This is a genomic window from Myxococcus vastator (assembly GCF_010894475.1).
Lineage (GTDB): Bacteria > Myxococcota > Myxococcia > Myxococcales > Myxococcaceae > Myxococcus > Myxococcus vastator.
On sequence record NZ_JAAIYB010000219.1, the window covers coordinates 1 to 13,354 of the forward strand.

13 protein-coding genes and 1 pseudogene are annotated in these 13,354 nt (G+C 70.3%); 11 read left to right on the forward strand and 3 right to left on the reverse strand.

Features of this window, described 5'->3' with window-relative positions; all coding sequences use genetic code 11:
• On the forward strand, positions 1–445 hold a 445-nt coding region (locus tag G4D87_RS21315), incomplete at its 5' end, for a ComEC/Rec2 family competence protein (protein ID WP_275902295.1).
• A gap of 59 nt (positions 446–504) precedes the next feature.
• Positions 505–1,179, forward strand: coding sequence for a hypothetical protein (locus tag G4D87_RS21320; RefSeq protein ID WP_163783900.1), 675 nt, complete (start codon positions 505–507; stop codon positions 1,177–1,179).
• 202 nt (positions 1,180–1,381) lie between these two features.
• On the opposite strand, the pseudogene G4D87_RS39505 reads toward G4D87_RS21320, so the two are convergent.
• Positions 1,382–2,332 (reverse strand): annotated as a pseudogene (locus G4D87_RS39505) (IS256 family transposase).
• Between the two features lie 314 nt (positions 2,333–2,646).
• On the opposite strand from G4D87_RS39505, the gene rtcA reads away from it, so the two are divergent.
• From rtcA to G4D87_RS21350, 4 genes are all read left to right on the forward strand, one after another.
• Complete coding sequence (gene rtcA / locus G4D87_RS21335; RefSeq protein ID WP_163783903.1) at positions 2,647–3,663, forward strand: RNA 3'-terminal phosphate cyclase; 1,017 nt, start codon at positions 2,647–2,649, stop codon at positions 3,661–3,663.
• A gap of 121 nt (positions 3,664–3,784) precedes the next feature.
• On the forward strand, positions 3,785–4,639 hold the full coding sequence (mutM, locus tag G4D87_RS21340; RefSeq protein WP_240358470.1) for a bifunctional DNA-formamidopyrimidine glycosylase/DNA-(apurinic or apyrimidinic site) lyase: 855 nt from the start codon (positions 3,785–3,787) through the stop codon (positions 4,637–4,639).
• A 61-nt stretch (positions 4,640–4,700) separates the two neighbouring features.
• Complete coding sequence (locus G4D87_RS21345) at positions 4,701–4,943, forward strand: hypothetical protein (protein ID WP_163783905.1); 243 nt, start codon at positions 4,701–4,703, stop codon at positions 4,941–4,943.
• A gap of 16 nt (positions 4,944–4,959) precedes the next feature.
• Positions 4,960–6,336 carry a sigma-54-dependent transcriptional regulator gene (locus tag G4D87_RS21350; RefSeq protein WP_163783906.1) on the forward strand — a complete coding sequence of 459 codons (1,377 nt, stop codon included), beginning with the start codon at positions 4,960–4,962 and terminating at the stop codon, positions 6,334–6,336.
• Between the two features lies 1 nt (position 6,337).
• Here the strand turns inward: G4D87_RS21350 and G4D87_RS21355 are convergent, their stop codons facing one another.
• Complete coding sequence (locus G4D87_RS21355) at positions 6,338–7,054, reverse strand: hypothetical protein (RefSeq protein ID WP_163783907.1); 717 nt, start codon at positions 7,052–7,054, stop codon at positions 6,338–6,340.
• Between the two features lie 105 nt (positions 7,055–7,159).
• On the opposite strand from G4D87_RS21355, the gene G4D87_RS21360 reads away from it, so the two are divergent.
• From G4D87_RS21360 to G4D87_RS21380, 5 genes are all read left to right on the forward strand, one after another.
• The gene (locus G4D87_RS21360) at positions 7,160–8,434 is read left to right on the forward strand and encodes a response regulator (protein WP_163783908.1); all 1,275 of its coding nucleotides are present in this window, start codon (positions 7,160–7,162) and stop codon (positions 8,432–8,434) included.
• Positions 8,435–8,520: 86 nt separating this feature from the next.
• Positions 8,521–9,270 carry a YebC/PmpR family DNA-binding transcriptional regulator gene (locus G4D87_RS21365; RefSeq protein ID WP_163783909.1) on the forward strand — a complete coding sequence of 250 codons (750 nt, stop codon included), beginning with the start codon at positions 8,521–8,523 and terminating at the stop codon, positions 9,268–9,270.
• A gap of 24 nt (positions 9,271–9,294) precedes the next feature.
• Positions 9,295–9,870: a crossover junction endodeoxyribonuclease RuvC gene (ruvC, locus tag G4D87_RS21370; protein WP_163783910.1), complete on the forward strand. Its 576-nt coding sequence runs from the start codon at positions 9,295–9,297 to the stop codon at positions 9,868–9,870.
• Positions 9,867–10,475, forward strand: a complete 609-nt coding sequence (gene ruvA / locus G4D87_RS21375; RefSeq protein ID WP_163783911.1) for a Holliday junction branch migration protein RuvA — start codon at positions 9,867–9,869, stop codon at positions 10,473–10,475. Before ruvC ends, ruvA begins: the two co-directional genes overlap by 4 nt.
• 272 nt (positions 10,476–10,747) lie before the next feature.
• Positions 10,748–12,274, forward strand: a complete 1,527-nt coding sequence (locus G4D87_RS21380; RefSeq protein ID WP_240358471.1) for an ELWxxDGT repeat protein — start codon at positions 10,748–10,750, stop codon at positions 12,272–12,274.
• A gap of 3 nt (positions 12,275–12,277) precedes the next feature.
• Here the strand turns inward: G4D87_RS21380 and G4D87_RS21385 are convergent.
• Positions 12,278–13,354, reverse strand: a 1,077-nt coding sequence (locus tag G4D87_RS21385; protein WP_240358472.1) for an MBL fold metallo-hydrolase, incomplete at its 5' end; no start/stop codon positions are given.

Here is a 13,354-nt window from a genome sequence, read left to right on the forward strand (position 1 = left end):
ACCGGAGACGGCTCATGAGAACGAGAGCAGTGTTGTTCAATTCGCCAACTTCGATGGACGCGGTGTTCTCTTGACAGGGGACGCGGGTGTCATCTCTCTGCATGAGGCCGCGAACTATGCGCAGCACCTTGGCATCCCGTTGTCCGGCCTCAACTTCATGCAGGTGCCTCACCACGGGAGTCGGCATAATGTGTCACCGTCGGTGCTCGACCGCTGGTTGGGCTCTCGCTCGGCTCTGCCGATGCGGGACACGATAGCATTCGCCTCAGTCGCGAAGGAGTGCGAGACGCACCCTCGCCGCAAGGTGGTGAATGCGTTCATGCGCCGTGGTGCCCGCGTCTACACGACAAAGGGCTCGAAGATGCGCCACAGCTATGACATGCCCGCGCGTGCGGACTACTCCGATTCGGTACCGTTGAAGTTCTCCAACAAGGTCGAGAAGTAGGCATGGGTGATCTACTGGATGCCTACAGCAGGAGGGCGCGACTCCAACCCGCCTTCCTCATGCTGGTTCCGCTCTTGATCACCGTCGGCGCTTGGACGCCGGGGATTTTCACATGGGGGGCGGGACTGATCGGCCTCGGTACGACCTGCGGGATCATCGTGTGGCTCGCCCACCTCGCGCGCGAACGGGGACGTGCAGCGGAAGAGGTACTCTTCAAGTCTTGGGGTGGAAGCCCGACAACGGTCTGGTTACGGCACCAGAGCAGCAAGCTGGATGCTGTGACCAAGGCCCGCTACTTCGCTTTCTTTAAAAAGCACATCCCGAAGTGGCGCGCACCTACAGAGGAGGATGAGAGCAAGAGCCTCGCGGATGCGGATGGGTATTACGCGAGTGCTGTCCGTTGGCTCCTGGAATACACGCGTGACCGTAAGCGGTTTCGGATGGTATTTGATGAGAACGTCTCATACGGATTTCGCCGCAACCTCTATGGGCTCAAGCGATGGGGCATCACATTGGCGGCCCTTTGTCTCGTGATCAATGCGGCTTTCCTGGTCGGCTCCTTCAACGGCTTCGCCAATTTCCTCCCAGGTCGCGGATTAGTATCGTTCGGGGTCTGTGTGACGACGATCCTGGCTTGGAGTTCCGTTGTTCGGCCTCAATGGGTGCGGGACGCTGCGGAGGCTTACGCCAAGGCCCTGTTGGCGTGCTGCGAAACCGTGACGAAGAAAGAGTGACGCGCGGCGGTAGTTCTGGACGCGATGGCTGCTGCCCCGAACCCGATCCCGCTCACGCAGAATGGAGATGAACCTAATGTTCGCTTGGCCAGTTCTCGACCCGAGTACTCGCGCTCTCATGGTTGAGGAAATCGAAGGTCAAGTCCCGAATCGTGTGTAGTTGCTCCGGAGGGGTTCGAGGGAGGGAAGCTCCTTGGCAGCATCATGCAGCATCGGTGTCAGTGGTTGAATTCAGCAGGGACATATCGAGGTAGCGGCGGTCATCCCAGACGCCGGTGATTTCATGGGCGACGGCAGTGATGAGGCGCAGCGCGCTGGCGCGGTCCGGGAAGGCGCCGACGCCGCAGATGCGGCGCTTCACCTCGCAGTGGAGGCGCTCCAGGCCGTTGGTGCTACGCAGGCGCTTCCAGTGGGCCCAGGGGAAAGCGAAAAAGCAGGTGGCGGCGGCGAAGCCTTCGCGCAGGCACTCCATGGCTTCGGGCAACTGCCGTCCCAGGCCCTCCTCGAGGGCCTCCAGTCGCTTCCTGGCCTCCTGGACGTTGAGGGCCTCGAAGATGGCCGACGTCTGCTTGCCCATCCGTCCGCGTAGCCTCCATGGCTCCTTGGTGAGCACGTTCCGGGTGAAGTGCACGGTGCAGCGCTGCAACCGCTCCTCCGGCAGGGCCTAACGGGCCGCAGCGGCCAGTCCCGCGTGCCCGCCGGGGATGACGAGCCGCACGTTCTTCAGTCCTTGCTCCAGAAACTGGCGCAGCAAGTCCAGCCACGAGTCCACCGACTCCCTGCCACCCAGGGTGACGGCGAGCAGGTGCCGGTGCTCATCCTCGCCACGCCATAGGCCACCAGGGCCGAGACACTCTGAACCGTGCGCGCCCATCTGGCGCCTGCGGAAGGTGGCATCCAGGTACAGGTAGCGGAAGGCCTGGGCGAGTGGCTGGGTGCGCAACGCCTCCACCTTCTCCTCCAGTGTCCGCGTCACCCGACTCACGGTCGAGCGAGAGACGGCCTCGCCCATGAGAGCGCGCGTCACCTTGCCCATCTTCCTCGTGGAGACACCCTGCACGTACGCGCTGGTAATCGCCCCGTCGAGCTCCGCGCTGCGCCGCTTGTAGCGGCCCAGCACCTCTCCCGTGTTGATGGTCACCAGGAAGCGCATATTCCTGTCATCAGGTCGACCGGATTTCCGGGGTTCGTGGCCACCGGGTGCCCCGCCGGGTCAAGGGCAAGCTCGCTCCGCTCGGCGCCTGGCGGCGCCCCTGTGACTCGGGGCGCACGCGGCGACAGGGGGCCACCGGCCAGCGCTCGGAGCGCGCTGGCCTGAAGTCAAGCCCCTCTCTCGACCATGACCAGATTCCCGCGCGTTCAGGTGACCATCAACACCGGATGGGGGCGCGGGCGCCGCTATTTTCACGGGGGTGTCAGTGCGCGCCGGGTGGTTCGTGATTCGCGAGCAGCAAGGAGGAGGACGTCATGGTGCGCATCGATGGCTCACGGGGAGAGGGCGGGGGGCAGGTGCTGCGCACCTCGCTGGCGCTGTCGCTGGTGACGGGCAAGCCCTTCACCATCCAGAACATCCGCGCGGGTCGGAAGAAGCCGGGCCTGCTGCGCCAGCACCTGACGTCGGTGAAGGCGGCGGAGGCCGTGGGGGCCGCGGAGGTGTCGGGCGCGGAGCTCGGCTCGCGCGAGCTGACCTTCCGGCCGCGCGCCCTGGCCGCGGGGAACTACCACTTCGCGGTGGGCACCGCGGGCAGCGCGACGCTGGTGCTCCAGACGGTGCTTCCGGCGCTGCTCCTGGCGGACGGGCCTTCCACGCTGATTTTGGAGGGCGGGACGCACAACCCCATGGCGCCACCGTTCGACTTCCTCCAGCGGGCGTATCTGCCGCTGGTCCGTCGCATGGGGCCGTCCGTGGAGGCGACGCTGGAGCGGGCTGGCTTCTTCCCGGCCGGGGGCGGGAAGTTCCGGGTCGACGTGCGGCCCGCGCCGCTGAAGCCGTTGCACCTGCTGGAGCGGGGGCGCGTGGTCCGTCGCGACCTGAAGGCCGTGATTGCCATGCTCCCGTTCGACGTGGCGCAGCGCGAGCTGGGGACGGCGGGGGCGGCGCTGAAGTGGCGGCCCGATGAGCTCCGGACGGAGGAGCTGAAGCGTCCGCTGGGGCCCGGCAACGTGCTGGTCGCCGAGGTGGAGAGTGAGCACGTGACGGAGGTCTTCACCGGCTTCGGTGAGCGGGGGAAGCGGGCGGAGGCCGTGGCCGAACACGTCGTTGAAGCGGTGAAGCGCTACCTCGATGCGGGCGTGCCGGTGGGCGAGCACCTGTGTGACCAACTGCTGCTCCTCCTGGCCCTGGCGAAGGGCGGCACGTTCCGCACGCTGCCGCTGGACGGACATGCCGAGACGCAGCTCCACACCATCGCTCAATTCTTGGATGTGAAGGTCGAGGTGCGGGAGGTCTCTCGCGACGTCCGCGAGGTGGAAGTCCGCGCCTGAGCCCCGAGGGGCGCGGCGTCGCGCGCGCCGCTCGGAGGGCGGCCGGGCGCCATGGCGTGAGGGCGTCTTCGTGGCACGACGCCAGGCGCCGACACCATGCATGTGCGGAGGAGACGTCCGCGTGGCAGAGGTGCCTGAAGTCGAAATCATCACCCGGGACTTGCGGCAGGCCGTCGTGGGCCGCCGCTTCGTGGGGGCGGAGGTCCTGGTTCCCGCGGCCGTCCGCTTCCCGTCGCCGCCGGACTTCATCAAAGCCTTGAAGGGGCGGCAGGTCACCGCAGCGAACCGGAGGGCCAAGTTCATCCTGCTCGCGCTCGATGACGGGATGACGCTCGCGCTGCACTTCATGCTCTTCGGTGAGCTGGCGCTGCGCCCCAAGGGGAGTGAGCGCCCGGCTTCGACGCTGGTGGTGCTCGAACTGGAGGGCGGCGAGGAGCTGCGTTTCACGGACTCGCTCGGCTACGCGCGCCTCGCCCTGGCGCCTTCCGATGAGCTGGCCGCGCGCTTGAAGCTGGACGGACTCGGGCCAGAGGCGCTGGGAGCGGGGTTCACCCCAGCGGTGCTGGCGCGTCAGCTTGGGCGGCGGAAGAGCCCGCTCAAGACGGTGCTCCTCAACCAGCGGGTGGTGGCGGGGCTCGGCAACCGGGACGCGGATGAGAGCCTGTGGCAGGCGGGGATTGAGCCACGTCGGCTGGCGTCGTCCCTCACGGCCGATGAGGTGGTCCGGTTGGATCGCGCCATCCAGGCGGTGCTCGATGAAGGGCTCCGCATGCGAGGCACCCAGCGAGACCTCTTTGGCGTCCAGGGGCAGGCGAAGCACCGGCGCAACGTGTTCGGCCGCGCGGGGGCGCCGTGCCCGCGCTGCGCCACGCCCGTTTCCCATCAACGCCTCGGCGGGCGGAACACGTACTGGTGTGCCACCTGCCAGCCCCTGACGAGCGCGCCCGAAGTCCCCGCGCAGTCCTCGCTGCTGTGATTCGCGCTGTCACGGGCTGGGGCGAGTGGGCAGCGGACAGGGTGGCTGTTAAAACAGTCCCGTGTCCGACGTCACCCCATCCACGCCACCTCCGTTCGAAGCCGCGCTGGTCCGCGCCAGCGAGGAGCTCGGCTTGCCTAGCTACTACCAATCCTGTGTGCGCCCGCTGCTGCGCAACCCGGAAGGCCGTTGGCCGCGGTGCTGTGGCGGCGGGTGTGAGCCGTGCGCCCAGACGCTCATCCAGGTGGCCCTGCGCACCCTGGAGTTGATGGGGACGCCGCGCCAGGCGCCGCTGCCGGACTGAGGCGGAGGCCCCACGCATGTCCGCACCGCACCCGCTGTTGCTCGTGGATGACGACGCCGCGTTCCGCAAGGTCTATGGCGCGCTGCTGCGCGAGGCGGGGTACGAGGTGGTGGAGGCCGCGGACCGGCCCTCCGCTCGCGTTGCCTTCGACGCACGTGACTTCCCCCTGGTGCTGCTCGACCTGATGCTGCCTCCCGATGGCAGCGTCGCCGCGGGGCTGGAGGGGCTCGCGGCGTTGCTGAGCGCGAAGCCCGGGACGAAGGTCGTCGTCGTGTCCGGGGCGGGGGACACGCGGCACACGCTGGAGGCGGTGCGCCTGGGGGCGTACGACTTCCTCACCAAGCCGGTGGACCCGGACGTGCTGCTGGTGGTGGTGCAGCGGGCGCTCGCGCGGGTGACGCTGGAGCGGCAAGTGGAGACGCTGCGCAGCTCGCTGACGCGCGCGGCGGGCGGCGTCTCGCTGGTGGGGCAGAGCGCGTCCTTCCTGGCGGCCACGTCCCTGGCGGAGCGCGTGGCGGCCAGTGAGCTGCCGGTGCTCGTCACCGGGGAGAATGGGACGGGCAAGGAGCTGCTCGCGCGCACCGTCCACCTCAAGAGCCGGCGTCATGACGGGCCCTTCGTCCCCATCAACTGCGGCGCGCTGCCGGAGTCACTGCTGGAGAGCGCCCTCTTCGGCCACGTGAAGGGCAGCTTCACCGGGGCGGCCAAGGACCACCGCGGCCTCTTCGCGGAGGCGGACGGCGGCACGCTCTTCCTGGACGAGTTGGGCGACATGTCGCCGTCCCTCCAGGTGAAGGTGCTGCGCGCGCTGGAGACGGGCGACATCCTGCCGGTGGGCGCGGACCGGCCTGTCCAGGTGGATGTGCGGCTCATCTCCGCCACGCACCGGGACCTGGGCCGCATGCTCCAGGAAGGCGCCTTCCGCGAGGACCTCTTCTGGCGCGTGAAGGGCGTTGAAATCCGCCTGCCGCCGTTGCGAGAGCGCCCCGCGGACCTGCCGCTGCTGGCCAAGCACTTCCTCAACCAGTGCGCGCACCTGTGTCCGGACGGCCGCGCCCGGCTGTTGTCGGACGCCGTGGCGGAGGCCCTGCTGGCCCACCCGTGGCCGGGGAATCTGCGCGAGCTGCGCCATGAGATGCAGCGCGCCACCGTCCTGGCGGGAGAGCGGCGCGAAATCCAGCCCGAGGATTTGTCCTTCACCGGCAGCGAGCGGCTCCGGCCCTCCAGCACGCCGGGCGCCACCACGCTGGCGCAGAAGGTGGAAGCACTGGAGCGGCGCGAAATCGAGGAGGCCCTGCGGCGCTTGAACGGCAACCGCACGCACACGGCGGAGGCGCTGGGCCTGTCGCGTCAGGGCCTGCTCAAGAAGCTGGAGCGCTTCGGGCTGACGTGAATCAGAAGAGCCGGACGCCCAGGCCCAGCCGGACGCTGTAGCCCAGGCGCGTGTGGCTCTCACCCGAGCGCTCCTGGAAGGACTCCACGCCGAGCTGGCCCGCCGCCAGCGCGGACAGGTTGCTGCCCAGGTACACCTCCACGCCGCCTCCGCCGAGCGCCTGGATGCGCCGCGACTGGCCATTGGACAGGCCGATGTCCACCGGCACGTCCAACAGCCCCAGCACGGACACCGTGTCCGCGACGCGCCAGCCCGCCACCAGCCCGGGCGACACGCGCAGCAGCACGCCGGAGTAGTTCCGGTCGTCCATGTACGTGGCACCCGAGTTGAGCACCACGCCCAGGCCCAGCGTGGGCGCCAGGGACAGGAGGCCTTGCTCCAGCACCTTGCGCCGCACCGCGAGCTCCAGCGAGGCGGAGAGCTGGAACCACTGGAGCCGTGCGCGCGCTTCCAGCTCGAAGCCGGAGATGCCTTGCCGGAAGCCCACGCCCAACTCCGGCGCGCCCACGAAGCCGTAGAGCGCCGTGGCGCCGTCCGGCAGCGTCACCGGAGTCAGCACCGCGCCCAGCGGGTCCTCGCTCGTGCCGCGCAGGAGCGCTGTGTCAGACGTCGTGACGCGCGGCGTTTCGTCGGCGGGGGCAGGCGCCTGGGCGGCGGACTCCAGGGAGACGAGCAACAGCGCGGACACGAGAGGGCCGAAGCAGCCGGAACGCATCATGTGCACACCCTACCCCGCACCGTGGCGGGCGGAAACCCCAACGATTCCAGGGGCTTGTCGGCACCTTGCGTATTTGTCCGGCTTAGCGCGAAGATTTCGTAATTCATGGCTACCGCGCTCCCACAACCTTCCACGTATGCCGGACCGGAAGCCCTGGCCGACGCGGGTGCGCGTCGCCGTGCGTCACGGGGCCGGCCCCGCGTGTTGCTGGTGGATTCGGCGCCGGGCGCGCAGGCCGTGCTGGCCGCCGCGCTGGCGGAGGCGGGCTTCGAGGTCCTGTTGGTCGCGGGCGCGCAGGCCGCGCTGGCGTCGCTGGCGGAAGGTGGCACGCCGCCGCAGTTGGTCGTCACCGAGGTGGAGCTTCGGGACGGAGACGGCTTCAGCCTGTGTGGCCAGGTTCGCGCGGACGCGCGCACGGCGCACCTGCCGGTGCTGCTGGTGGCTCGGCGTGAAGAGGAGTTCCACCGGGACCTGGCGGGCGGCGTGGGCGCGGACGACTATCTGGCCCATCCCGTGGAGGCGCGAGACGTGGTGGCGCTGGCCCGGCTCAAGGCGGGCCGGAGCAGCGGTGACGCGGCCTTCGCGTCGGACACGCGGCGGCTGCCGCTGACGGACGTGGCGCGAGCGCTGCTGGCGGGCGGCCGCTCTGGCCGCGTGGTGATGGCGGAGGGCCAGGGCTGGTTCGCCTTCCGGCACGGCCTGGTGGTGGACGCCGTCTTCAACGGTGAGCGCGGCAGCCTGGCCTTCCGGCGGATGCTCTGCTTCGGCGCGGGGGACTACTCGGTGGTGCTGGGGCCCGAGCTGCACAAGGGCTCGTTCACCATGGACCGCCCCTACCTGTGCGAGACGGTGCTGCAGGGCCTGGAGCGCTTCGACGCGCTGCGTGCCCGGGGGCTGCCGCTGGCGTCGCGGCTGACGGTGGACTTCACCCGACTGACGGAGCTGCTGGCGTCGCTGCCGGAGGACGTGGGCGAGGTGGTGCGCCTCTTCGACGGGCGCCGGACGCTGCGCGCCATGTTGCTGGAGTGTCAGTTCCCGGAGGCGGTGGCGTACGAGGCGTCCACGCGGCTGTTCGCGCTGGGCATCCTGGTGCCCGCGTGCCTGCTGGAGGAACGCGAGCGGGCGCGCTGTGGCGCCACGGTGCCCGGCTTCTTCGAGCCCGCGCCCGCCGTGGATGCCGTGCCGGTGGATGCCGTGCCGGTGGATGCCCGGCAGACGGCCCCCGCTGCCCGCGGTGGGGATGGGTCCGCCGCGCCCTTCACCCTGGTCGGAGGCGCGCAGCCTCCCGTCATCCTGGACTTCCCCAAGAAGGGCCCCGGCGCGCCGAGCGGCGCGGAGGGCCTGACAGGGGCTGTCCGGTCCGACGACGCGGGCGTTTGAAGGGTTTGACTCGGCGGCCCCCGGTAGGGGACAAGGCCCGGCGCGGGGTGCTCCATCCGCTGGGCGCCCGCTGAGGCACACCCCCCATGTCCGGTCACAATCGGTGGTCGAAGATCAAGCGCCAGAAGGCCGCGATGGGCGCGACCAAGGGGAAGCTGTACTCCAAGGTCATCAAGGAAATCACCGTCGCCGCGCGGCTCGGTGGCGGTGAGCCCTCCGGCAATGCCCGCCTGCGCGTCGCGCTGGGCGCGGCCCGCGAGGCCAACATCCCGAAGGACACCATCGAGCGCGCCATCAAGAAGGGCACGGGCGAGCTGGAGGGAGAGCGCTATGAGGAGGTGACGTACGAGGGCTACGGCCCTGGCGGCGTCGCCATCCTGGTGGAGTGCCTCACCGACAACCGCAACCGGACCGCGGCCGACATGCGCTCCACCTTCAGCGCGTACGGGGGCAACCTGGGCGCCGAGGGCGCGGTGGCCTGGATGTTCCAGAAGAAGGGCGTCATCAGCGTGAAAAGCGGTCCCTCCGAGGACCAGTTGATGGAGCAGGCCGTCGACGCGGGCGCCGAGGACGTCATCCTGCTGGGGGACGAAGGCGCGGAGGTGCGCACCGCGGCGGCGGACCTGCACACGGTGGCGGGGCGGCTCCAGGAGTCGGGCCTGCCGCTGGGGCAGCAGCGGTGGGTGTTCCTCCCCCAGAACACCGTCGCGCTGGACGTGGACACGGCGAAGAAGCTCCTGAAGCTGCTGGACGCGCTCGAGGAGAACGACGACGTGCAGAACGTGCACGGGAACTACGAAATCGAAGACGCGATGCTGGATTCGTTGTTGCAGTAGCGGAGCCCTGGAACGGAGTGGAACGTGCGCGTGCTTGGCGTTGACCCGGGAAGCCGGTTCATGGGCTTCGGGGTGGTGGAGGAGAAGCGGGGCCGGCTGGTGCACGTGGGCCACGGCGTCATCAAGGGCGACCCGGCGCTGCCGCTGTCGGACCGCCTGCGGGACCTGCACGGCGCGCTGACGGCGGCCCTGGCGAAGTACCGCCCGGACGCGGTGGCGGTGGAAGGCGTGTTCACCTTCCGCAACGCGCGCAGCGCGCTGGTGCTGGGGCATGCGCGCGGCGTCGCGCTGCTGGCGGCGGCGCAGGCGGGGCTGGCTGTCTTCGAATACGCGCCGGCGAAGGTGAAGAAGGCGGTGGGGGCGGGCGGCGCGGACGGGAAGGACGCGGTGGCGCGGATGGTGCGGACCTTCCTGGAGCTGGAGGCGTCGGCGCTGGAGCGCGCGGACGCGAGTGATGCGCTGGCGGTGGCGCTGTGCCACCTCAACCATGGGCGGGCCGCGGTACCGGCGGCGTCCGCGTCGGGCAAGAAGCGCAAGGGCGCGGCGGCGCTGCTGGCGGACCGGCTGGCGCCCGCGTACCGGCGTCCGGAGGCGAGATGATTTCGCGGTTGCGCGGGACGGTGCTGGAGAAGGACCTGGAGGACGCCACCATCGACGTGGGCGGCGTGGGCTACCGGGTGAACTTCTCCGCGCTGACGCTGGGGAAGCTGCCGGAGGAGGGGCAGCCGGTGGACGTGCGCGTGCGCACCGTGGTGCGCGAGGACGCCTTCGACCTCTTCGGCTTCCTGACGAAGGGCGAGGAAGAGGTGTTCCTGCTCCTCAACAGCGTGTCGCGGGTGGGGCCCCGGCTGTCGCTGATGGTGATGTCCGGCATGGAGGTGCCGGAGCTGGTGGCGGCGCTGTCGCGGGGCGAGGTGGCGCGGCTGGCGAAGATTCACGGCGTGGGGAAGAAGACCGCCGAGCGGCTGGTGCTGGAGCTCAAGGACAAGGTGAAGACGATTCACCTGGAAGCGGTGTCGCGTGGCACCGCGCCGGCCGCCGTCAGTGGCGCCCAGGCGGACCTGGTCTCCGCGCTGCTCAACCTCGGCTACAAGCAGCCCCAGGCGGAGAAGGCCGCGGACCTGGCCGGCGAACGGTTGGGGGCGGAGGCCACCTTCCAGGCGCTGTTCCGCGAGGCCCTCAAGGCGCTCCGCTCCGGCGGCTGAACGCTACGACACGTCGGTGTGACGGCGCTGTGACGGCAAAATCCAGGAGAACGGCGGGGACGTACCGTCCTCTCTTGGGTTGAGAGCTTGAAAGGCGCTGGGGCCAGAAGGCCCCAGTGTTGCCCTGTCTGCAGAAGTCGTCAGGCGTCGCGTGATGCCGGACAGCAGACGCGATTTCCTACCCGAGTCCGAGTAGGAGCCTCCGGCATGGGTGACACTTTCCAGTTCCAGTGGCGAGGGCCGGCACGGCGCCGAGGATGAGGGTTGCATACATGACGTCATGGCGTGCCATTCCGGTGTGGCTGTCGCTGCTTTGCGGGGGAACGGCGGCGTGTGAGCCGCTGGTGGAAGGTGAGGCGGGGGAGGAATGGGCGCGGGCCGTTCCCGGGTCGCAGGCACCTGTCGACGTGTCGACAGAGGCGTCCGCGCGCAAGGGGCCCGTCCTGTTTCCGCAGCCTTGGGCGGTGTGCAGCGACACGGCCCAGCGGCTGCGTGACATCCGGCCGGGGCTGACAGGTTCACAGCCGCAGGAGCTGGCGCGGGCGGGCGAGGTGCTCGTCTTCACGGCGGATGACGGCGTCAGTGGCCGCGAGCTGTGGGCCAGCATCGACGGGTCGCGGCAGACCGTTCGGCTGAAGGACCTGAGGCCGGGGCCGGCGGGTTCGCAGCCTCGGAACCTGACGCGGGTGGGCTCCTGGGTCTTCTTCGTCGCGGACGACGGCGCGCATGGCGCCGAGCTGTGGCGCACGGACGGCACCGCGGACGGCACGGTGCTGGTGCGGGACGTGCGGCATGGGACGGGGGGCGCGGCGCCGGAGTTCCTCACCGAGGTGGACGGCGCCCTCTACTTCACGGCGGATGACGGGCTGTCTGGCCGCGAGCTGTGGCGCACCGACGGCACGGAGAAGGGCACGGAGCGGGTGCACGACTTCCTGCCCGGCGCGGGTTCGCTTTCCCTGAGCCAGTTGACGGCGTGGGGCAAGGGCCTGGTGCTGGTGTCCGCCAACGCCGCGGAGACAGTGCTCTGGTGGGTGGACCGCCAGGGCCGGCCGACGCGGCTGTTCTCCCAGCAGGGCGCCGGGGTGATTTTCGGGCTGACGCCCGCGGGCCGGCACCTGTTCTTCCTGTTGGACCCGGGCACGGAGCAGGCCGAGCTGTGGGCGGCGCGCACGGCTCCGCCGTCGGCCGAGCGGGTGCGGACCTTCGCGGGTGACTACCCGGCGTACCTCGCCGCGCTGGATGACACGCTGTACTTCCTGGCCGGGGCGGCCGACTGGTACGGCAACCCAGGCGACGCGGCGCACGGCGGCGAGCTGTGGCGCAGTGACGGCTCGGTGGAGGGCACGGGGCTCGTCGGGGACCTCTGGCCCGGGCCCCAGGGTTCAATGCCCAAGGAGCTGGTCGCGCTGGGCGGCGCGCTGTACTTCACCGCGGACGACGGCGTGCACGGCCGCGAGCTGTGGCGGACCGACGGCACGGCGCAGGGCACGATGATGGTGCGCGACATTGAACCGGGGCCGGTGGGCAGCATGCCCATGGGGCTCCAGGCCGAGTCCGGCTGGCTGTTCTTCTCCGCGGAGACGGCGGGGCACGGGCGCGAGGTCTGGTACAGCGCCGGCCGCCCCTGGGTGACGAGCCGGCTGCTGGACATCGCGCCGGGGGCCGCGTCGTCGAACCCGTTCAACTTCGTGCGCGCCGGCTTCAACATCTTCTTCGCCGCGTCGGACGGCGACAGGGACCAGGAGCTGTACGCGGTGCCCTTCCGCCCCTGGTGGCTGTGCCTCAGCCGGGACTGCTGAGCGCTACGCGGCCCGCCGTGACGCGGGGGTGGGCCGCACGTCGCCGAAGTTGGGCGCGGGCAGGACGATGGTGGGCGACAAGCCGGGCGCCATGACGTGCGCGGTGAGCTGCGAGGACGGGTGGAAGTTGATGAACGCGCCGTCCACGGAGGACGTGCCCGCGAACAGCTTCTCCACCACCATGGAGGAGTACTGGTCCAGGGAGTCCTCGCGCGTGTTGCCGTTGAGGACGACCTCCCAGCCCATGTGCTCGGCGAAGCGGCGCACGCCGGGGATGGCGGACTGCAGCGGCGTGTAGCTCTCCGTGGCCACGCCATTCTCGCTGGTGACGAACACCTCGCGCGAGGTGGCCACCGCCAGCGACATGTTGCCGCGCGTGTGGCCGGGCGTGCTGAGCAGCGCCGCCCCCTGGCCCAGCCACACGTCGCCGTCCAGCAGCACCACGCGCTCGCGCGGGATGTCGGCGCCGCCCGGCACGAGCCACACCGCCTGCATGGGGTGCGGCTCCAGGGCCACCTCCCATTCGGCGCGCTGCACCAGCAGCCGGGCCCGGGGGAAGTACGCGGGCATGCCGTCACCGCCCAGCCAGCCGCGCAGGTCCTGGATGTGGAGGTGGTCGAAGGCCAGGTAGTCCACGTCCGCCGGGGTGAGGCCCAGCGCGGCCAGGTGGCTCTGCACCGAGCCGTGCCGCGTGGACATCACCTTGTCGGAGACGAAGGCGCCGTAGCGCTCGCGCAGCGCGCGGTAGAAGGGGGCGAAGACGCCGCGCTCGTAGTCGGACGGGTTGAACAGCAGCGTGCGCCGCGCGCCCTCCCGGTCCACGAACTGCACCACCTGCATCCGGTTCGTCAGCATGACGTAGGGCGCCGGAGACGCCGCCGCGCCGCTGAAGGCGAACGGGGCGGGGTAGGGGAAGGTGACGAGGTCGCAGGTGGCCACCGCGGCCACCGGGCCTTCCTTCACGAAGGCCTCCCGCGCATCCAGCGCGGCCCGGCGGAGCTTCTGGAGCCGGAGCCCGGGCACGGGTTCGGCGCGCGCACCGGCCAGGGAGGGGAGGGGACGAAACGCGGGGCTCGGGTT